The sequence below is a fragment of the Pseudomonas sp. P65(2024) genome, from assembly GCF_057480955.1.
Map to the genome: position 1 here is coordinate 112,157 of NZ_JBLIYX010000006.1, position 18,876 is coordinate 131,032.

General features: G+C 63.1%; 22 protein-coding genes and 1 tRNA gene. All 23 read right to left on the reverse strand.

What is annotated here, in order from left to right:
- Positions 1-72: 72 nt before the first annotated feature.
- The 23 genes from AC25MA_RS11190 to AC25MA_RS11300 all read right to left on the reverse strand — a co-directional run bounded on the left by AC25MA_RS11190 (position 73) and on the right by AC25MA_RS11300 (position 18,699).
- A complete protein-coding gene (locus tag AC25MA_RS11190; protein ID WP_486972027.1) occupies positions 73-2,019 on the reverse strand; it encodes a response regulator in 1,947 nt (648 codons plus the stop codon).
- Complete coding sequence (locus AC25MA_RS11195; protein ID WP_069016688.1) at positions 2,009-2,872, reverse strand: sensor histidine kinase; 864 nt, start codon at positions 2,870-2,872, stop codon at positions 2,009-2,011. The genes AC25MA_RS11190 and AC25MA_RS11195 overlap by 11 nt, the downstream gene beginning before the upstream one ends.
- Positions 2,865-3,875 carry an ATP-binding protein gene (locus tag AC25MA_RS11200; protein WP_279153519.1) on the reverse strand — a complete coding sequence of 337 codons (1,011 nt, stop codon included), beginning with the start codon at positions 3,873-3,875 and terminating at the stop codon, positions 2,865-2,867. The genes AC25MA_RS11195 and AC25MA_RS11200 overlap by 8 nt, the downstream gene beginning before the upstream one ends.
- Positions 3,872-4,276, reverse strand: a complete 405-nt coding sequence (locus tag AC25MA_RS11205; RefSeq protein ID WP_028692980.1) for an anti-sigma regulatory factor — start codon at positions 4,274-4,276, stop codon at positions 3,872-3,874. Before AC25MA_RS11205 ends, AC25MA_RS11200 begins: the two co-directional genes overlap by 4 nt.
- Entirely contained in the window at positions 4,273-4,635 is a 363-nt protein-coding gene (locus AC25MA_RS11210) for an STAS domain-containing protein (RefSeq protein ID WP_028692979.1), read from the reverse strand. The genes AC25MA_RS11205 and AC25MA_RS11210 overlap by 4 nt, the downstream gene beginning before the upstream one ends.
- Before the next feature lie 4 nt (positions 4,636-4,639).
- On the reverse strand, positions 4,640-5,491 hold the full coding sequence (locus tag AC25MA_RS11215) for an STAS domain-containing protein (protein WP_062361232.1): 852 nt from the start codon (positions 5,489-5,491) through the stop codon (positions 4,640-4,642).
- Positions 5,492-5,792: 301 nt separating this feature from the next.
- Positions 5,793-5,868 (reverse strand) — tRNA-Lys (locus AC25MA_RS11220).
- 61 nt (positions 5,869-5,929) lie between these two features.
- The gene (gene queC / locus AC25MA_RS11225; RefSeq protein ID WP_028690578.1) at positions 5,930-6,604 is read right to left on the reverse strand and encodes a 7-cyano-7-deazaguanine synthase QueC; all 675 of its coding nucleotides are present in this window, start codon (positions 6,602-6,604) and stop codon (positions 5,930-5,932) included.
- Between the two features lie 10 nt (positions 6,605-6,614).
- Positions 6,615-7,262 (reverse strand): 7-carboxy-7-deazaguanine synthase QueE, encoded by a 648-nt coding sequence (gene queE / locus AC25MA_RS11230; protein WP_028690579.1) that lies wholly within the window; start codon positions 7,260-7,262, stop codon positions 6,615-6,617.
- 160 nt (positions 7,263-7,422) lie between these two features.
- The gene (gene ybgF, locus AC25MA_RS11235) at positions 7,423-8,232 is read right to left on the reverse strand and encodes a tol-pal system protein YbgF (RefSeq protein WP_028690580.1); all 810 of its coding nucleotides are present in this window, start codon (positions 8,230-8,232) and stop codon (positions 7,423-7,425) included.
- A 6-nt stretch (positions 8,233-8,238) separates the two neighbouring features.
- Complete coding sequence (gene pal / locus AC25MA_RS11240; RefSeq protein WP_028690581.1) at positions 8,239-8,736, reverse strand: peptidoglycan-associated lipoprotein Pal; 498 nt, start codon at positions 8,734-8,736, stop codon at positions 8,239-8,241.
- 54 nt (positions 8,737-8,790) lie between these two features.
- On the reverse strand, positions 8,791-10,041 hold the full coding sequence (gene tolB, locus AC25MA_RS11245; RefSeq protein ID WP_051555667.1) for a Tol-Pal system beta propeller repeat protein TolB: 1,251 nt from the start codon (positions 10,039-10,041) through the stop codon (positions 8,791-8,793).
- A 47-nt stretch (positions 10,042-10,088) separates the two neighbouring features.
- On the reverse strand, positions 10,089-11,165 hold the full coding sequence (gene tolA, locus AC25MA_RS11250; protein ID WP_036986087.1) for a cell envelope integrity protein TolA: 1,077 nt from the start codon (positions 11,163-11,165) through the stop codon (positions 10,089-10,091).
- Entirely contained in the window at positions 11,165-11,617 is a 453-nt protein-coding gene (tolR, locus tag AC25MA_RS11255; RefSeq protein WP_011535155.1) for a protein TolR, read from the reverse strand. The genes tolA and tolR overlap by 1 nt, the downstream gene beginning before the upstream one ends.
- Before the next feature lie 14 nt (positions 11,618-11,631).
- Positions 11,632-12,327: a protein TolQ gene (gene tolQ, locus AC25MA_RS11260; protein WP_028690584.1), complete on the reverse strand. Its 696-nt coding sequence runs from the start codon at positions 12,325-12,327 to the stop codon at positions 11,632-11,634.
- 2 nt (positions 12,328-12,329) lie between these two features.
- On the reverse strand, positions 12,330-12,782 hold the full coding sequence (gene ybgC / locus AC25MA_RS11265; RefSeq protein WP_062361235.1) for a tol-pal system-associated acyl-CoA thioesterase: 453 nt from the start codon (positions 12,780-12,782) through the stop codon (positions 12,330-12,332).
- A 125-nt stretch (positions 12,783-12,907) separates the two neighbouring features.
- The gene (gene ruvB, locus AC25MA_RS11270) at positions 12,908-13,954 is read right to left on the reverse strand and encodes a Holliday junction branch migration DNA helicase RuvB (RefSeq protein WP_088852273.1); all 1,047 of its coding nucleotides are present in this window, start codon (positions 13,952-13,954) and stop codon (positions 12,908-12,910) included.
- Positions 13,951-14,568: a Holliday junction branch migration protein RuvA gene (gene ruvA, locus AC25MA_RS11275; protein WP_011535159.1), complete on the reverse strand. Its 618-nt coding sequence runs from the start codon at positions 14,566-14,568 to the stop codon at positions 13,951-13,953. Before ruvA ends, ruvB begins: the two co-directional genes overlap by 4 nt.
- Before the next feature lie 108 nt (positions 14,569-14,676).
- Complete coding sequence (gene ruvC / locus AC25MA_RS11280) at positions 14,677-15,201, reverse strand: crossover junction endodeoxyribonuclease RuvC (protein ID WP_028690587.1); 525 nt, start codon at positions 15,199-15,201, stop codon at positions 14,677-14,679.
- Between the two features lie 133 nt (positions 15,202-15,334).
- Positions 15,335-16,087, reverse strand: coding sequence for a YebC/PmpR family DNA-binding transcriptional regulator (locus AC25MA_RS11285; RefSeq protein WP_062574893.1), 753 nt, complete (start codon positions 16,085-16,087; stop codon positions 15,335-15,337).
- A gap of 110 nt (positions 16,088-16,197) precedes the next feature.
- Entirely contained in the window at positions 16,198-17,973 is a 1,776-nt protein-coding gene (aspS, locus tag AC25MA_RS11290) for an aspartate--tRNA ligase (protein ID WP_486972028.1), read from the reverse strand.
- A gap of 94 nt (positions 17,974-18,067) precedes the next feature.
- Complete coding sequence (locus tag AC25MA_RS11295; RefSeq protein ID WP_003254776.1) at positions 18,068-18,289, reverse strand: FmdB family zinc ribbon protein; 222 nt, start codon at positions 18,287-18,289, stop codon at positions 18,068-18,070.
- Between the two features lie 89 nt (positions 18,290-18,378).
- Complete coding sequence (locus AC25MA_RS11300; protein ID WP_051555674.1) at positions 18,379-18,699, reverse strand: ribbon-helix-helix domain-containing protein; 321 nt, start codon at positions 18,697-18,699, stop codon at positions 18,379-18,381.
- Positions 18,700-18,876 lie beyond the last annotated feature (177 nt).

An 18,876-nucleotide genomic window follows, 5' to 3' on the forward strand; every position in this document is an offset into this window, starting at 1 on the left:
ATTGATGGCATGCCGATCATGCGCATCGGGGTAACCCAAGCGTGTACGGCGGCGAGAAGGTCACGGCGCCCCTCAGCCCAAGCGCACTACCGCGTGCTTGACCTTGTCGAGCAACTCCGACATTTTGAATGGCTTCACCAGCATTTCCATCCCTGTCCCCAGGAACGCCTGGCGGTCCAGCGCCGCATCGGCGTACCCGGTCATGAACAGCACCGGCAACCCTGGTCGATGCAACCGTGCGATGTCAGCCAGCTCTCGCCCACTCATGGTCGGTAGTCCGACATCGGTCAACAGCAGGTCGATGCTCTCCTCCTGCTGCAGGTATTGCAACGCCTCATCGATGGTCGACGCCAAGGTGCATCGGTACCCGGCCTCGCCCAGCGCCTCGGCCACCGACAGTCGGACCGAGGCCATGTCCTCGACGATCAACACGTGCTCGCCATTGCCCTGCTGGTCATTCTCGACCTCGCGGTCCAGGCTGACCGCCGCCTCGTCGCTGGCCGGCAGCAACAGCGTCACCTCGGTGCCCTTGCCAACCACACTGCGCAGCTTCACATGGCCACCCGACTGGCGGGCGAAACCGTAGATGGTCGACAAGCCCAGGCCAGTGCCCTGGCCGAGAGGCTTGGTAGTAAAGAACGGATCGAAGACCTTGTCGAGCAACTCTGCCTCGATTCCACTGCCGTTGTCGCGCACGGTCACGGCCACGTAGGCGCCATCGGCGAGGTTGGCGTCGCCGTGGCACCAGGCCGCCGAAGTGTTGACCCAGATTTGCCCGCCCTTGGGCAGCGCATCGCGGGCGTTGATGACCAGGTTGAGCACCGCGCTTTCCAGTTGCACCGGATCGACCAGGGCGATGGCCGGCAGGGTGGACAACTCCAGGGTGAGGGTGACTCGCTCACCGATCGTGCGGGTCACCAGTTCCTCCAGCGAGCGTATGTGCTGGTTGACGTCCACCGGACGGGTGTCGAGCGGTTGCTGGCGGGCAAAGGCCAGCAGCCGCTGGGTGAGCACGGCAGCGCTGTTGGCCGAACTCAGCGCCACCTCGGCATACTTCGGCACCTTTTCCACACGGTTTTCCGCCACTCGTTTGCGGATCAGCTCAAGGCTGGTGATGATGCCGGTCAGCAGGTTGTTGAAATCGTGGGCGATGCCCCCGGTGAGGCTGCCCAAGGCATCCATTTTCTGCAACTGCAACAGTTGCGCCTCGGTGCGCACGCGCTCGGCCACTTCCCTGGCCAACTGGCTGTTGGCATCGTCCAGGCGTGCCAGGTGCGAGCGCTCGCGGTGACGGTGTTCGGTGATGTCCTCGACGAACACCAGACACAGGCCAGGCGCCTGGTACGGCGACAGTTGCCACTCGGTGTCGCGCGCTTGCCCCTGCAGGCGCATGCCCAGCGTGCCTTTCCAGCGCTCCCCCGCCGCGAGGTGCTGGCGCAACTCCGCGAGCGCCTTGACCTGGCCTTCGGCGAAGCACTCGTGCAGACACAGCGGGTCGCGGTTGTCCTGCACCAGGTGGGCGAAGGCGAGGTTGCATTCGTGCACCTTCAAGTCGCCATCGAGCACGGCGATGGGGGCGGACACACCCCGGAAGATTTCCTGGAACCGCGCTTCGCTCTGGCGCAAGGCCCGCTCGGTGTCGCGCACTCGCAGCAGGGTGCGCAGGGTGGCGAGCAGCACGTCCGGGTCCACCGGGTGGATCAGATAAGCATCGGCACCGGCGTTCAGGCCAGTAATGATATCGCCGCTCTGGATCGATGCCGCCGACACGTGGATCACCGGCAACAGCGCCGTGCGACTGTCCTCGCGCAGCAACCGGACAATGTCGAAACCGCTCATGTCCGGGAGGTTGACGTCGAGAATCAGCGCATCCACTTGCTCGTCACGAATCAGCGCCAGCCCCTCCCCGCCGGTGCCCGCTTCGAGCACTTCGTAGCCGTGCGCGCCGAGGCGGCGGCGCAGGGCGTAACGGGTGGCGACGTTGTCATCGACGATGAGCAGGCGCAGGTCAGGTTTCATCCACACTCTCCTGGGCCAACGCCAGCGGAATGATCACGAAGAAAGTGGAACCGACCCCTGGCTCGCTGTGCACGCCTACCTCCCCGCCCAGCAGCGTGACGAAACGCTTGCATAACGACAGCCCCAGGCCGGTGCCACGCAGGCGTTTCTGCAAGGGTGAATCGAGCTGTGCGAAATCCTCGAACAACGTGCCCAGCAGCTCCGAGGCAATGCCAATGCCTGTATCGCTGACGGCGAAGCGGATGTGCTGCGCATCGACGAGTTGCGCCGACACTCGCACTTCACCGCGGGTAGTGAACTTCAAGGCATTGGAGATGAAGTTGCGCAGGATCTGCGCAAGCTTCTTGTCGTCGGTATAAAGGCGCGGCAGGCCCACCGGCTCTTCGAAAATCAGGTCGACCGCCGTGGCGTCGACGATCGGCCGAAACATCCCGCGCAGCGCCGCGAACAGGTCGAACATATCGAACCAGGCCGGCGAGATGGTGATGCGCCCGGCCTCGATCTTGGCGAGGTCGAGGAGGTCGTCGACCATGTCCGACAACTCACGGGTCGCATTACTGACAAATGCAACCTGGCGGTGCTGCTCTTCCGACAGCGGCCCGTCCAGCTCGTCGGCCAGCAGGCTGGTGATGCTCAGTATCGAGCCCAGCGGGGTGCGGAACTCATGGCTCATGTACGACAGAAAGCGACTTTTAAGGTCGGACGCCTGGCGCAAGTGCTCAGCCTGGATGTCCAGCTCGGCATACAAGGCCAGCACGCCTTGATTGGTTTCTTCGAGCTCGGCGCGCAGGGCCTCGTTTTCGGCCTGCAGCCGCGCGAACTGCTCGGCGTCTCGCATGGTAGGCTCAGCCATGGTCTGGCTCCAGGTCGATCACCAGCACCGTCACATCGTCCCGCCCCCGGCAGAAATCCCGATGCAGCACGGCAGCAATCACCGCCGGGTGGCGATGCACCAACCCAGGGTAGTCTTGTAGATTCCAGCGCGACTGCAGGCCGTCGCTGTAGAGGATCAGCAGGTTGCCCGTCACGTCAGCGTAGTCGAAGACCTGGGCTTTGCGGTATTGCCCGCCGACGATACCTGGAAGCGAGGGCATGCCGCGCATGCGGGTCGGCGCCACCAGACTGGCGCCGATGTTGCCGATGCCAGAGAAGGCCATATGGCCGCTGTGCTGATCGTGCTGTGCGATGGCAACCGCGCCGCCCCGGGTGCTGCACATCGCCAGGTGCAGCCGCTCGATCAGCAAAAGTGGGTCGAGAAAGGCATCCTCGGCGAATGCCGCTGCCGCGCTCTGGGCCGCCTCCTCGGCATCCGGGCCATGCCCCAGGCCGTCGACCAGCAAGGCGCTGAGACGCCCGTGGGTGAGCGCGACGTGCCAGGTGTCGCCGCAAGCCGGGTCGTCATGCAGCGCGTGATGGCTGACGCCGATGCGCAGGTCACGACTTTCGGCAGCGCGTTGGTACACGCGGGCCATGATTACCGAGCCGCGGGCGTCGGTGTGCATGTCGAACACCTTGGCCATACGTGCCACCGCGCCCAGGCCGATGCCCTGTGTACCACCGGTGGAGTAGCCATCGACGAGGCATGTCTGGGCATCGAACCCTTGAGCCCGGTCCACTGCCAGCAACTCGATGCCCAGGCCGTTGGCACCGGGCACGCTGCGCAAGTGCAATGCACCCGCTCCGGCGTGCTTGAGCACGTTGCTGGCCAGCTCGGTAGCCAGCAACGCCACACGGCCGGCGTCCTCGCTGTCGAAGCCTTGTTGCTCGGCCAGGCGCTGTGCGGTGCGCCGGGCGTGGCCGATCTGGGTGCCCTCTTCCAAGGGCAAGACCTGCGTCCTGCTGGCAGAAATATTCATATCCATCGCGTGATCGTCACCCGCGTGCCCTCGCCTGGCACGCTGTCGAGCTCGAACTCGTCCACCAGACGGCGAGCGCCGGTCAGGCCCAGGCCCAGGCCATTGCCGGAGGTCCAGCCATCGGTCAGGGCCAGCTTCAGGTCGGCGATACCCGGCCCTTCGTCACGGAACAACAAGCGCACTCCGGTGCGACCCGCTTCCTCGAGCACCTGCCAATCCATGTCGCCCCCGCCGCCATAGATCACGGTGTTGCGCGCCAGCTCGCTGACAGCGGTGACCAGCTTGGTCAGGTCCACGAGGCGCATGCCGCAATCGCTGGCCAGTTTGCGCGCCAACTGCCGGGCCAGTACCACGTCCTGCTCGATGCGTACCGGCAGGCTGCCACTGTGCTCGCCGCTCATGGGTGCCTCACGTGCTGGCTGAGCCGCTGCATGCCTCGCTCCACATCCAGTGCCGTGCTCACCCCAGGCAGGGTCAAGCCCAGTTCCACCAGGGTAATGGCCACGGCCGGCTGCATGCCCACCACCATCACCTGGGCATCCATCAGCCGCGACAGGCTGGCGATGTCAGCGATCATCCGGCCAATGAACGAGTCGACCATGTCCAGCGCCGAGATGTCGAGCAACACGCCCCTGGCGGAGGTGGCGCTGATGCGGTCGGTAAGGTCGTCTTGCAAGCACATGGCCAGCTTGTCATGCATGTCGACCTGGATGGTCACGAGCAGAAACTCGCCCATCCGCAGAATCGGGATACGGTCCATGGGCTCAGGCCTGCTCGCCCAGGTTCACACCCAGGCGCTTGAGCGCGAGCTTCAGCGCATCAGCGAGGTTAGCCTTGGTAGTCAGGGTGCCCAGGTCCAACCCCAGGTGCACGATGGTCTGCGCGATCTGCGGGCGCACCCCGCTGATGATGCAGTCGGCGCCCATCAGCCGGATGGCGGTGACGGTCTTGAGCAGATGCTGGGCGACCAGGGTATCGACAGTCGGCACACCGGTGATGTCGATGATGGCGATTTCCGAGCCGGTGTCGACGATACGTTGCAACAACGACTCCATCACCGTCTGGCTACGCTGCGAATCGAGCGTGCCGATCAGCGGCAGGGCCAGCACGCCATCCCACAGCTTGACCACCGGAGTGGACAACTCCAGCAGCTCTTCCTGCTGGCGCTTGATAACCGCTTCGCGGGTCTTTTGATAGGTGCGGATGGTGTGCATCCCTAAAGTGTCGACCAGCTCGGAGATCAACCACAATTGCTCGGCCAAGCGAGCCGGGTCGTCGCTGAAATGCGTTTGCAGCAGGCTGAACAGCGGCCCCTTGAGGGCGAAGATGAAATACACCGCCTGGTGCGAGTCGTGCCCCAGTTGGGCGCGGCTGGCCGAGAGTTTTTCCAGGAACCGGCGGGTTTCATCCCAGTCGCTGATGGCGATGTCATTGCCACTGCCTGTCTGCAAGACATCGACCAGCAGTTGCAGGAAATCGCGGGTTTCCTGCAACAGGGTCTGTTCCTTGATATTGCGGGTAGCGCCATTGGCCTCAAGCGCTGCCGTCCATTGCTCCAACAACTGCGCCTGGTTGTGCTTGATGGCTTCCAATGTGCTGCCGTGCAGTGCTGCCATGTGTGTTCGCTCCTATGCGGTTAGGCCGGCATCCCCATGAACAGCCGACCTGCAAAGAATGACATTTAGCGCTGCAAATAGTTGTAGAGTTTGAAAAGATAATTGCAATGAGCCACCGCGCCATGGCTCCTGGCTTGGGGCAGAGGGAAAGTGAGTGAGGAACGGGTTCCGCGGCAACGCGCAATAGAGCGTGTAAGCTCAAAAAGCGCCAAGTCCTTGCTTATTTGGCCTGGAAACGAAAAAACCCGCCTATAGGCGGGTTTTTCGTATCAACCATTCCAGACTGGAAAGGTTGAGAATATGGTGGGTCGTGTAGGATTCGAACCTACGACCAATTGGTTAAAAGCCAACTGCTCTACCAACTGAGCTAACGACCCGTTGGATGGCGCGTATATTACTGATTTCTCAGAGGAAATCAACACCCCATCGCAACTTTTTTCAAAAATACCGGGTGGGATCCTCTACACCTGCCGCCTTGAAGCCGTCGGCCCGCAGGCGGCAGCTGTCGCACTTGCCACAGGCACGCCCGTCGTCGTCGGCCTGGTAGCAGGAAACGGTGAGGCTGTAGTCAACGCCACGGGCAATGCCCGCCTGGACGATCTGCGCCTTGCTCAGGTTCTGCAACGGTGCCTGGATGCAAAAGCCCTGCCCTTGCACGCCGGCCTTGGTGGCCAGGTTAGCCATGCGCTCGAAGGCTTCGACAAATTCCGGGCGGCAGTCCGGATAACCGGAATAGTCCACGGCGTTGACACCAATGAAGATGTCACGGGCTTCGAGCACCTCCGCCCAGCCCAGGGCCAGGGAAAGGAACACGGTGTTGCGAGCCGGCACGTAGGTGACCGGAATTCCCTCGCTTGGGGCCTCGGGCACATCGATGCTGCTGTCGGTCAGGGCCGAGCCACCGATGCCGTCGAGGTTCAGGCCGATCACCTTGTGCTCGACCACGCCCAGGTCACGGGCCACCCGTGCCGCGGCGTTGAGCTCGGCGCGATGGCGCTGGCCGTAGTCGAAGCTCATGGTGTAGCACTGGTAGCCGTCGGCCTTGGCCATGGCCACCACGGTGGCCGAGTCCAGGCCACCGGACAGCAGGATTACCGCGCGTTTGTCAGTCATGTTTTTCTCCTCAACGTCCGGGTTCGTCGTTCCACAGCAACTTATGCAACTGCAGCTGGAAACGCACGGGCAGGTTGTCGGCGACGATCCAGTCGGCCAGGTCGGTAGCGCTCACCTGATGGTGGCTGGGCGAGAACAGCACCTCCCCGGCACGCTCGGCCAGGTTGTACTGAATCAGCTTGGAAACCGCCCAATCGTAGTCCTCGCGGGAACAGATGACGAACTTGACCTGGTCGTTGCCGGTCAGCAGCTCGATGTTCTCGTAGCGGTTGCGATGGGACTCTTCCGAGCCTGGGGTCTTGAGGTCAACCACACGGCTGACCCGGGTGTCGACGCCACTGATGTCGAGGGCGCCGCTGGTTTCCAACGACACGTCATAACCGGCATCGCACAGGCGCTGCAGCAACGGCAACGCGTTGGGCTGGGCCAGCGGCTCGCCGCCGGTCACGCAGACGTAGCGCGGCCTGAAGCCGGCGACCTGCTCGAGGATCGAATCGAGGGTGCGAATAGTGCCGCCACTGAAGGCGTAGGCACTGTCACAGTACTGGCAGCGCAGGGGGCAACCGGTCAGGCGCACGAAAACCGTGGGCAGCCCGGCCGTTCGCGTTTCACCCTGCAACGAGTAAAACACTTCGGTGATGCGTAATGTGTCTTGCATGTTCGCCACGGGCGTGACAGCTGAACAGGCTGTCCGCCTCCGTCAGGCACTGTCGCGGACTCGACATGGCGTTATCCGCGGCAGCGTGTTTACGAAAAAAGGGCCGTGATTCTAACGAAAAAACCCGCGGCAGGCGCGGGTTTCTTCATCAACGGATCGCTCAGAGCTTCTGCAGGTCGCGCTGGGCCAGTTGTGCGGCGGAAGTGCCGGGGTACTGGGTGATGACCTGCTGCAGGATGCCCTTGACCTTGTCGGTGTGGCCCATGCGGCGCTCGACATCGGCCAACTTGTACAGCGAGTCCGGCACCTTGCTGTGTTTCGGGTACTTCTGGCCGACTTCGGCGAAGGCCTGGCTGGCGCCTTGCAGGTCGCCCTTGGCCAGGTTGACCTCGCCAAGCCAGTACTGGGCATTGCCGGCGTACTGGCTGTTGGGGTACTTGCGCAAGAAGGCGTTGAAGGCCTGGCTGGCCTTGTCGAAGTCCTTCTGCTTGATCAGGTCGAAAGCGGCGTCGTAATACAGCTTCTCTTTCGCCGGATCACCCGGCTCGCTGCTGGCGGCCGGTGGCTGCGCGGCGCTGGCGCCGGCGGCGGCACCCGTGGCTGCGTTGTTCGCGCCACCGGTGGAGGAATTGTCTGGAGTCGCGGCAGGCGCGGCACCGCTGCTGATGCGGCGGTCGAGATCCTGGTAGCGCTCGAGGTTTTCCTGCTTCATGCGCGACACATCGTTCTGCAACTCTTCGATGATGCCTTGCTGGCGGGAAATCTGGTCCTGCATCTGCTGCAGCTGCATGAACAGCTGGCCATTTGCAGAAGCAGGGGCCGAAGCCCCTGCTCCGGCATAGGCGCCGCTCGTGCCATAACCCGCAGGTGGATAGCCACCCGCGTTGTCATCTACTACGGGAACCGCAGCCCACGCCGAAAGGGGCAGGCTGAGTGCGAGGACGGTTACAGCACGACGGCACATACGCATAAGAACTTACTTACGCAGTTCTACGCGACGGTTCTGAGCCCAGGACTGCTCGTCGTTGCCGGTGGCAACTGGACGCTCTTCGCCGTAGGAAACCAGTTCCAGTTGAGCAGGGGAAACGCCCTGCAGAACCAGGTAGCGCTGAACGGCCTTGGCACGACGCTCACCCAGAGCCATGTTGTACTCGCGGGTGCCGCGCTCGTCGGTGTTGCCTTCCAGAACAACGCGGTTGCCGTTGGCTTTCAGGTCCTTGGCGTGAACGTCCAGGGAGCGCATGGCTTCTGGCTTCAGATCCGAGCTGTCGTATTCGAAGTAGAAGGTGGTGATTGCGCGCAGGGCGGCTTCTTCGCTCAGGGAGCCGTCGACAGCGCCAGTGTTGGCACCGTAGCCAGCGTTCGGGTCAACAGCGCCTTCACCAGCGTTGTCACCGCCCTTCGAGGAGCAACCTACAGCTACGGCCATGGCCAGAGCCAGCGCAGCGAATTTACCAAACTTCAGCATTTCCATCGTGAAACTCCTAATGAAACCCCAGTGTGTTAAGCAAAAAATGTTACGCCGCAATCAGTTCAGGTAAGGGGACCAGGACGGTTCTCTGACTTCGCCTTGAGCGGTAGGAAGTGGGAGCCTCACACGGCCGTTAAGCGACACGAGCATCAAGACTCCCCGGCCCTGCTGGCGGGTGGCGTAGATTAGCATGGTGCCGTTTGGCGCAACAGTGGGAGACTCATCAAGACTGGTCTCGGAGAGAATCTTTACACTTCCGCGTTGCAGGTCCTGAGCGGCCACCTTGAAGTTGGTGAAGCCCTGCTGGCGATGGATCATCACCAGGGTCTTCTCGTCCGCCGACAGTTTCGGGTTGGCGTTGTAGTTGCCAACGAAGGTCACGCGCTCGGCACCACCGCCACCAATCGACTGTTTATAGATCTGCGGCTTGCCGCCACGGTCGGAGGTGAAGTACAGGGTGTTGCCATCCTTGCCCCAGAACGGCTCGGTATTGATGCCCGGGCCTGCGGTCACGCGAGTGATCTGGCGCGAGGCCACGTTCATCACGTAGATGTCCGGGTTGCCATCCTTCGACAGCACGAACGCCAGACGGGTACCGTCAGGCGACCAGGCTGGAGCGCCGTTCAGGCCTTCGAAGTTGGTAATCTGCTCGCGGCGGCCGGTGTCGATGTGCTGGATGAAGATGCGCGGGCGCTTCTGCTCGAACGAGACATAGGCGATACGCTTGCCATCCGGCGCGAAACGCGGCGACAGGATCGGCTCACGCGACTGCAACAGGGTCACTGCACGGGCACCGTCGTAGTCCGAACGCTGCAGGGTGTAACGGGTGTTGTTGGTCGAGAAACGCTCGGCGGTCACGTACAGCATGCGGGTGGAGAACGCACCCTTGATCCCGGTGAGCTTTTCGAACGACTGATCGGCGATGTAGTGAGCCATGTCGCGCAGCTGGTCGACGCCGCCAGCAACACTGCCGGTCAGCACTTGCTGCTCGGTGGCGACGTTGAACAGCGCGTAGCTCACCTGCAGGCGACCACCTGCCGGCACGATGTTGCCGACCATGACGTACTGGGCGCCCAGGGCTTTCCAGTCACGGAAGATCACTTCGCTGGCCTGGGTAGGCAGGCTGATCATGTTCTGCCGCGGAATCGGCCCGTAGTAACCGGAGTTGCGCAGGTCGTTGCTGATGATGTCAGCCATGTCCTCGGGCAGCACGCTGCCGCCCTGCACGCCGAACGGCACTACCGCAATGGGAGTTGCCCGGTCGCTACCACTGGTGACCAGGATGTTCTTTTCTTCTGCCATGGCCATGCCTGCCACGCAGCAGAGCAAGACCAGGAGTCCTCTCAGACGTTTAATCACAACGCTAGATCCTCAGGTGTAAATGTCATCTTGAATGAACGATACGGATTGAAATCGCTCGGCTTCAAGCCCTGCATCTCGGTCAACCGACCAATGTTCTTCACCGCGGCCACGGCCGAGCTGTCGAACGGGCCGTCGCCGCTGGACTTGGCCACACTCACGTTGGTGATGGTGCCGTCCGGCAGCATGTTGATCTGCAGAACTACCGTCATGCCCTTGCGCGCAGATGGCGGACGCGCCCAACCTTCGGCCGCGCGCATGCGAATCAGGTCGTCGAAGTCGCCGGCCACCTGGTCACCCTGCTCGTCGGCCAGCGCCTGCTGCCGCTCGGTGGTGTCGGACAACAGCTCGGCGAGCGCCTGGGCCTTCTTGTCTTCCGCCGCCTTGCGAGCCGCTTCCTGTGCCTTTTTCTTCTGGGCGTCTGCCGCGGCCTTTTTCTTGGCCTCTTCAGCTGCCTTCTTCTTCGCCTCCTCGGCCGCCGCTTTCTTCTTGGCGTCCTCGGCTGCTTTTTTCTTCGCGTCTTCGGCGGCTTTCTTCTTCGCCTCTTCCGCGGCTTGTTTCTTGGCTTCTTCCTCGGCCTGCTTCTTGGCCTCTTCCTCAGCCTTCTTCTTGGCGATGTCGGCCTGTTGCTTTTCAGCGGCCTTCTTCGCTTCCTCGGCTTTCTTGGCCTCGGCGGCTTTCTTCTGCTCGGCGGCCTTGGCGGCCTCCTCAGCCTTCTTCGCCTCGGCGGCTTCGCGAGCCTCCTCGGCCTTTTGAGCGGCGTCGGCTTTCTTTTGTTCCGCGGCCTTCACGGCCTCCTGCTCGACCTTCTTCTGCTCCATCTGCTCGACCTCGGTCTGGCGCGAAGCGGTCTTCTTCGCCTCCCCGGCAATCTTCTGATTGGTCTGGGTAGTCGCCTGACTCTTGGACTTGAGCTGGTAGAGCGTGGCCTGGACGATAGGTTTGGCAGGCGGCAGCTCTGGCGTCATGGCGAAGCTGACGAACAGCATGCCGAACACCAGCACATGCAGCGCAATGGCCCAGACACTGGGCCAGAAGTAGCTTTCCGAGGCGGATGGCTCTCGCTGTTGCATCAGGGCGCCTCGGTAATCAGGCCAACGTTACCGACACCGGCCTTCTGCAACCCGCCCATGGCACCCATGACCGCGCCGTAGTCGACGGCCTTGTCGCCACGGATGAAGACCTGGGTCTGCTTGCCCTGATCACGGCCGGCGGCGATGATCTTGGTCACCGCCCCAGTCATTTCCGGCAAGGTCATGGCCTTGTCCATCTGCTTGTCGGTGTCGACTTCGCTGCCAAGGTTCCAGTAGTAGGTCTTGTCGGCCTTGATCGAAATGGTCAGGACCTGGACGTTGTTGTCCTGCGGCAGGGCTTCGCTGGAAACCTTGGGCAGGTCCACCTTCACGCCCTGATTGAGCATGGGGGCGGTCACCATGAAGATGACCAGCAGCACCAGCATCACGTCGATGTAGGGCACCACGTTCATCTCGGCGACCGGCTTGCGTTTGTGGCGAACTCGGGCCATGGGTTTCTACCTGATCACTCTTCGCTGGTGTGTACTTTGCGGTGCAGGATCGCCTGGAACTCATCGGCGAAGGTGTAGTAGCGGCCAATCAGCACTTCACTGCGCGCGGCAAAACGGTTGTAGGCGATAACGGCGGGGATCGCGGCGAACAGGCCGATCGCGGTGGCAACCAGCGCCTCGGCGATGCCGGGTGCCACGGTGGCCAAAGTAGCCTGCTGGGCGCTGGCCAGGCCGCGGAACGAGTTCATGATGCCCCATACGGTACCGAACAGGCCGATGTACGGGCTGGTGGAACCGACGGTGGCCAGGAACGGCAGGCTCTGCTCAAGCTTCTCTTCCTCGCGGGAGATGGCTACGCGCATGGCACGACCGACACCTTCCATGACCGCGTCCGGGTCGACACCCGGCTGCTGGCGCAGGCGCGAGAACTCCTTGAAGCCGGCGCGGAACACCTGCTCGACACCCGAGTCCGGATCAGGGTTGCTGCCCGCCTGACGGTAGAGCTTGGACAGGTCGATGCCTGACCAGAAACGCTCTTCGAAAGCGTCCAGTGCACGACGACCGGCGCGCAGCATGGTGCTGCGCTGGAAGATCATGATCCAAGAGGTCACCGAGGCTGCCACGAGGGTCAGCATCACCAGCTGAACCACGATACTGGCATTGGCGACCAGGCTCCACATGGAGGTATGGTCGACGACGTTTGCTTCCACGCTTATTCTCCTGCGTTCGATTGAGTACCCGTGCCGTCCGCCAGGAAGGCGTCGCGCAGTTCTGGCGGAATGGCCCGGGGTTTGAAAGTGTCGGCGCGCACGGCGGCCACCAGGAACTGCCCCTCGCAGAGCAGCACTTCATCCTGTGTTCGCCACACCTGCTGCACGAAGCGCAGGCTGGCACGATTCAATTCAAGCACTTGCGCGGTCACCCGCAGCTCATCGTCCAGGCGGGCCGGCGCGTGATAGCGCGCCTCGCTGGAATGGACCACGAACAACAGGTTGTCCTGCGCCAGCTGGGCCTGGGAGAACCCAAGGTGCCGCAGCCGCTCGGTGCGGGCGCGCTCCATGAACTTGAGGTAGTTGACGTAATACACCACGCCACCGGCGTCGGTATCCTCGTAATAGACGCGACAACGGTGTGCGAACGGTTCCAGCCCATTTTGCGCGCGCATACTCTAGTGGTTACTCCTGAACTTGCCAATCCGCCCCGGCAACTGTTTTTGCATCGATAATGTCGTATTGCCAGCGAGCCTGCGCCGTGCCAGCGGTAGGACCACGAAAAACCCGATTTGATCTGTCATATGTCGTCCTCGGCGGCATATTCACCACCTTCGCAGAAGCGCCCGGGGATGTTCAGGCCGAAATGCAGGTAGGCGTGCCGGGTCACCACGCGGCCTCGCGGAGTACGCATGATGTAGCCCTGCTGGATGAGATAGGGCTCGAGCACGTCCTCGATGGTGTGACGCTCCTCGCCGATCGCCGCGGCAATGTTGTCGAGCCCCACCGGGCCGCCGTCGAACTTCTCGATCATGGTCAGCAGCAGACGGCGGTCGGAATGATCAAAGCCACGTTCGTCGACATCCAGCAGGTTCAGCGCCATGTCCGCGACCGCCTTGGTGATTTCGCCCTTGCCACGCACTTCGGCAAAGTCGCGCACCCGCCGCAGCAGGCGATTGGCGATGCGTGGCGTCCCCCGCGCCCGGCGGGCGATCTCGAAGGCGCCCTTGTCGTCCATCGGCAGCCCGAGAATGCCGGCCGATCGGCTGACGATGGTGGCCAGGTCCTTGTTGCTGTAGAACTCCAGGCGCTGGACGATGCCGAAACGGTCGCGCAGCGGGTTGGTCAGCATGCCGGCACGGGTGGTGGCGCCGACCAGGGTGAACGGCGGCAGGTCGAGCTTGATCGAGCGCGCGGCGGGGCCTTCGCCGATCATGATGTCCAGCTGGAAGTCTTCCATTGCCGGGTAGAGCACTTCCTCGACCACCGGCGACAACCGGTGGATCTCGTCGATGAACAGCACGTCATGGGGTTCGAGGTTGGTCAGCATCGCCGCCAGGTCACCCGGGCGTTCGAGAATCGGCCCCGAGGTGCTCTTGACCGACACGCCCATCTCCTGGGCGATGATGTTGGCCAGGGTGGTCTTGCCCAGGCCTGGCGGGCCGAAGATCAGGGTATGGTCGAGGGATTCGTTGCGCCCGCGCGCGGCCTGGATGAACAGCGCCATCTGCTCGCGCACCACCGGCTGGCCGATGTATTCGTCCAGGCGCAGCGGGCGGATCGCGCGGTCCTGGACTTCTTCACGGTCGCGGCCACTGGCGGCGATCAGGCGGTCGGTCTCGATCACTTGGCAATCATCCCTTTAAGGCTGCGACGGATCAGTTCCTCGCTGCTAAGGCCAGCCTTGTCCTTGATCGCGGCAATCGCCTTGCTCGCTTCCTGTGGCTTGTAGCCCAGGGAGACCAGAGCGCTGACCGCGTCGGCCTCGGCCGAGGACTCGCTGGCCACCGGCAGCGGGCCGTCGGAGACCAAGGTGAACATCGCCGGGGAGGTTTCCCACGCCTTGAAGCGGTCCTTGAGCTCGACCAGCAGGCGCTCGGCGGTTTTCTTGCCGACGCCGGGCACGCGCACCAGGACCGAGGCGTCCTGGGCCTGCACACAGCGCACCAGCTCGTCCACTTCCAGACCGGACATCAGCGCCAGCGCCAGCTTCGGCCCCACGCCGTTGAGACGGATCAGCTCGCGGAACAGCTCGCGCTCGCGCTTTTCGGCAAAACCATAGAGCAGGTGGGCATCTTCGCGCACCACCAGGTGGGTGTGCACGGTCACTGGCTCGCCGACCTTGGGCAGGCGGTACAGGGTAGTCATCGGCACTTCCAGCTCATAGCCTACGCCGTTGACGTCGATAATCAGGTGCGGCGGCTGTTTTTCCGCCAGGGTGCCACGCAAACGTCCAATCACGTTCCGTTCCTTCCTCTCGGGCGCCGGTCGAAAACCGGTCCACCCTATCAGCAAATGCGCCGGGAGCGCGCGCCCCCCGGACAAAATGTGTATCAGCGCATGAAGCGGTTACAGACGCAAGCGCCCGCCACGCCGCCGCGCTGTCGCCAACCCATGGGGAATCAGGCTGGAACGGGTATGGGCGTGGCACAGGGCGATGGCCAGGGCGTCGGAGGCGTCGATCTGCGGCTTCTGGGTCAGCTTGAGCAGGTGCATGACCATCATCATCACCTGCTCTTTATTGGCCCCGCCGGTGCCGGCAACGGCCTGCTTGACCTGGCTTGCGGTGTACTCGGCGATCTCCAGGCCGGCCTCGGCCGCAGCGACGATGGCCGCGCCCCGGGCCTGGCCCAGTTTGAGCGCCGAATCGGCGTTGCGCGCCATGAACACCCGCTCGATGCCCATGGTCACCGGGCCATGCTCGCGGATGATCTCGCTCACCCCGCGAAAGACGATCTGCAGGCGCTCGTGCAGCTCGCCGCCGCCGGTGCGGATACAACCCGACGCCACGTACTCGCAGCCACGGGCGGTCTGGCGGACCACGCCGAAGCCGGTGATGCGCGAGCCAGGGTCGATACCAAGAATGAGAGTCATAACGCCTACAAAGATGTGCGAATTTGCCGGCCATATCGCAGGACAAGCCCGCCCCCACAAAACCTACACCGCCATCTGGCGCACGTCTTGTGGGAGCGGGCTTGCCCCGCGATCAAGCCGATAGCCGAAACGATCAGCCCAGCGTTTCCATGATCTCATCGGAGATCTGTGCATTGGAGTAGACGTTCTGCACGTCGTCCAGGTCCTCGAGCATGTCGATCAGCTTGAGCACCTTCTCCGCGCCGTCCTTGTCCAGCTCGGCACTGGTGGTCGGCTGCATCACGATCTCGGCGTCCGAGGCCTTGAAGCCAGCCTCTTCGAGCGCATTGCGCACGGCATAGAAACTGTTGAACGAAGTGAACACCTCGAAGGAGCCATCGTCGTTGGCCACCACGTCATCGGCGTCGGCCTCCATCGCGGCTTCCATCAGCGCGTCCTCGTCGACCGCAAGCTCGGCGGCGAAGCTGATCTGCCCCTTGCGCTCGAACAGGTAGGCCACCGAGCCGTCGGTGCCCAGGTTGCCACCGCACTTGGTGAAGGCATGACGCACGGCGGCGGCGGTACGGTTGCGGTTGTCGGTCATGGCCTCGACCATGATCGCCACGCCGCCCGGGCCGTAGCCCTCGTAGCTCAGCTCTTCGACGTTGTCGCTTTCGTTGGTGCCGGCACCACGGGCCACGGCGCGATCGATGATATCACGGCTCATGTTGGCACCCAGGGCCTTGTCCAGCGCCAGGCGCAGCCGCGGGTTGGAGGCCGGGTCAGGACCGCCCTGCTTGGCCGCGACGGTCAGTTCGCGGATCCACTTGGTGAAGACCTTGCCTCTCTTGGCATCCTGGCGCTCTTTGCGGTGCTTGATGTTCGCCCACTTGGAATGACCAGCCATAACGACTCCGAATCCTTGAAACAGAAACAGGTTCCGCCCCGAAGGGCGGAACGTGAAGAATCCTGCGCCTCAAGCGCGGGGGCACCCCGTTGCCGGGGCGCCCCGGTCGATCACTCGACCTTGGTCTGCTCGCGCAGACGGATGTGCAGTTCACGCAGGGCCTTGGCGTCGACCATGCCCGGGGCCTGGGTCATGACGCAGGCGGCGCTCTGGGTTTTCGGGAAGGCGATCACTTCACGGATCGACTGGGCGCCGGTCATCAGCATGACCAGGCGGTCCAGGCCGAAGGCCAGGCCACCGTGAGGCGGCGCGCCGAACTTCAGGGCGTCGAGCAGGAAGCCGAACTTCTCTTCCTGTTCTGCCGCTTCGATACCCAGCAGGCGGAAGACCGCTTGCTGCATCTCTTTACGGTGGATACGAATCGAACCGCCACCCAGCTCGGTGCCGTTCAGGACCATGTCGTAGGCACGCGACAGCGCGGTGGCCGGGTTGGCCTCCAGCTCTTCAGGGGTGCACTTCGGCGCGGTGAACGGGTGGTGCAGCGCGGTGAAGCTGCCGTCTTCGTTCTCTTCGAACATCGGGAAGTCGACGACCCACATCGGCGCCCACTCGCAGGTCAGCAGCTCGAAGTCGTGGCCCAGACGGATACGCAGCGCGCCCAGGGCCTCGCTGACGATCTTGAACTTGTCGGCACCGAAGAACACGATGTCGCCATCCACGGCACCCACGCGGTCGAGGATGTTGTTGAGGTTGGCCTCGGGGATGTTCTTGACGATCGGCGACTGCAGACCCTCGACGCCCTTGGCGCGCTCGTTGACCTTGATGTAGGCCAGGCCCTTGGCACCGTAGATGCCGACGAACTTGGTGTACTCATCGATCTTGCTGCGCGGCATGCTGGCGCCGCCTGGCAGGCGCAGGGCGGTGACGCGGCACTTCGGATCGTTGGCAGGGCCGGCGAAGACCTTGAAGTCGACGTCTTTCAGCTGGTCAGCGACGTCGACCAGCTCCAGCGGAATACGCAGGTCCGGCTTGTCGGAACCGTAGCGGCGCATGGCTTCTTCGAAGGTCATGTGCGGGAATTCACCGAACTCCAGGTCCAGCACTTCCTTGAACAGCTTGCGGATCATGCTTTCGGTCAGGCCCATGATCTCGGACTCGTCGAGGAAGCTGGTCTCGATGTCGATCTGGGTGAATTCCGGCTGGCGGTCGGCGCGCAGGTCTTCGTCGCGGAAGCACTTGGCGATCTGGTAGTAGCGGTCGAAGCCGGCGACCATCAGCAGCTGCTTGAACAGTTGCGGCGACTGCGGCAGGGCGAAGAAGCTGCCAGCGTGGGTGCGGCTCGGCACCAGGTAGTCGCGCGCGCCCTCAGGGGTGGCGCGGGTCAGGATCGGTGTTTCGACATCAAGGAAGCCGTTCGCGTCGAGGAAGCGACGGATGCTGCTGGTGATGCGCGAACGCAGGCGCAGCTTGTCGGCCATTTCCGGACGGCGCAGGTCGATGAAGCGGTAGCGCAGGCGGGTTTCCTCGCCGACGTCGGAGTATTCGTTCAGCGGGAACGGCGGGGTTTCCGCTTCGTTGAGCACGTTCAGCTGGTAGCCGAGGATCTCGATGGCGCCCGAGGCCATGTTGGCGTTCACCGCGCCTTCTGGGCGCTTGCGCACCTTGCCGGTGATCTGCACGACATATTCGCTGCGCACGCGGTCGGCGGCGGCGAAGGTTTCGGCGCGATCCGGGTCGAACACGACCTGGGCCATGCCTTCGCGGTCACGGATATCGAGGAAAATCACCCCGCCGTGGTCGCGGCGACGATGGACCCAGCCGCAAAGGGTGACTTCCTGGCCGTCCAGGGACTCGTTCAGTTGGCCGCAATAATGGCTGCGCATCATGATCGTGGTTTCGCTTCTCGTGATTCGTGTGTTCGGTGGAGGTCTTGGCCGCCCAAGGGGCTAATACTGCAAGACCCGGCGGGTGCAATTCAACTCAGTCGGCCTTGTCGCCGCCTGCCAGATTCTTTTTTGCCCCGGTCTTGAAGTCGGTCTCGTACCAGCCATTGCCACTCAGGCGAAAGCCGGGGACCGACAGCAGCTTCTTCAATGCCGGCGCCTGACACGCCGGGCAATCGGTCAGCGGCGCGGCACTGATCTTCTGCAACACCTCCATTCGGTGTTCGCAGGATGCACATTGATAGTCATACAGGGGCATGGGTGTCTCTCGTCAACCACATCGCACGCTGCCCAGGGCAGCAAAGAGCGGGATTATATATGGTAAAGAAGAGCAGCGCAGCCCGGCGATCAGTGCGCGTCCCGCGCTTCCTGCAGCCAGGCGACACAGATCACCCTGACCAAGCCGCTGAAATTGCGCACCCCACCATGACGCAGGTGCACCTCACGATCCACATAGGACAGCACGGCGCTCACCGAACAGCGGTTGGCCTGGGCGATGCGCTCCAGGATGCGCCAGTACACCACCTCCAGGCGCAGGCAGGTGGCAAAGCCGTTGAGCCGCACCGAGCGTGACACGGGGCCGGCCTGGGCCATGTCGAAATCCCGCCTGAACGGATCAATCCGGGGACTGCCTCCCCCCTGCCTTGCATTGCCATCGATACCACGCATCGGATCGCCCATCGCACCGCCCCATCGTCACGAAACACACCCCGTTCGTCAGCCGAACAGGTCCATGACCGTCATGAAGCGCCACCGACCAGGCCGATAGCAGCGGCAAAGCCTTCCCCGCAAACGCACGGGCCCGATACCGCTGACGGTATCGGGCCCGGCTTCACTGGGTCGAAC

Coding starts and splice junctions, on each gene's coding strand:
- AC25MA_RS11190 (WP_486972027.1), bottom strand. CDS start 2,019: ATGAAACCTGACCTGCGCCTGCTCATCGTCGATGACAACGTCGCCACC.
- AC25MA_RS11195 (WP_069016688.1), bottom strand. CDS start 2,872: ATGGCTGAGCCTACCATGCGAGACGCCGAGCAGTTCGCGCGGCTGCAG.
- AC25MA_RS11200 (WP_279153519.1), bottom strand. CDS start 3,875: ATGAATATTTCTGCCAGCAGGACGCAGGTCTTGCCCTTGGAAGAGGGC.
- AC25MA_RS11205 (WP_028692980.1), bottom strand. CDS start 4,276: ATGAGCGGCGAGCACAGTGGCAGCCTGCCGGTACGCATCGAGCAGGAC.
- AC25MA_RS11210 (WP_028692979.1), bottom strand. CDS start 4,635: ATGGACCGTATCCCGATTCTGCGGATGGGCGAGTTTCTGCTCGTGACC.
- AC25MA_RS11215 (WP_062361232.1), bottom strand. CDS start 5,491: ATGGCAGCACTGCACGGCAGCACATTGGAAGCCATCAAGCACAACCAG.
- queC (WP_028690578.1), bottom strand. CDS start 6,604: ATGACTGACAAACGCGCGGTAATCCTGCTGTCCGGTGGCCTGGACTCG.
- queE (WP_028690579.1), bottom strand. CDS start 7,262: ATGCAAGACACATTACGCATCACCGAAGTGTTTTACTCGTTGCAGGGT.
- ybgF (WP_028690580.1), bottom strand. CDS start 8,232: ATGCGTATGTGCCGTCGTGCTGTAACCGTCCTCGCACTCAGCCTGCCC.
- pal (WP_028690581.1), bottom strand. CDS start 8,736: ATGGAAATGCTGAAGTTTGGTAAATTCGCTGCGCTGGCTCTGGCCATG.
- tolB (WP_051555667.1), bottom strand. CDS start 10,041: ATGGCCATGGCAGAAGAAAAGAACATCCTGGTCACCAGTGGTAGCGAC.
- tolA (WP_036986087.1), bottom strand. CDS start 11,165: ATGCAACAGCGAGAGCCATCCGCCTCGGAAAGCTACTTCTGGCCCAGT.
- tolR (WP_011535155.1), bottom strand. CDS start 11,617: ATGGCCCGAGTTCGCCACAAACGCAAGCCGGTCGCCGAGATGAACGTG.
- ybgC (WP_062361235.1), bottom strand. CDS start 12,782: ATGCGCGCGCAAAATGGGCTGGAACCGTTCGCACACCGTTGTCGCGTC.
- ruvC (WP_028690587.1), bottom strand. CDS start 15,201: ATGACTCTCATTCTTGGTATCGACCCTGGCTCGCGCATCACCGGCTTC.
- AC25MA_RS11285 (WP_062574893.1), bottom strand. CDS start 16,087: ATGGCTGGTCATTCCAAGTGGGCGAACATCAAGCACCGCAAAGAGCGC.
- aspS (WP_486972028.1), bottom strand. CDS start 17,973: ATGATGCGCAGCCATTATTGCGGCCAACTGAACGAGTCCCTGGACGGC.
- AC25MA_RS11295 (WP_003254776.1), bottom strand. CDS start 18,289: ATGCCCCTGTATGACTATCAATGTGCATCCTGCGAACACCGAATGGAG.
- AC25MA_RS11300 (WP_051555674.1), bottom strand. CDS start 18,699: ATGCGTGGTATCGATGGCAATGCAAGGCAGGGGGGAGGCAGTCCCCGG.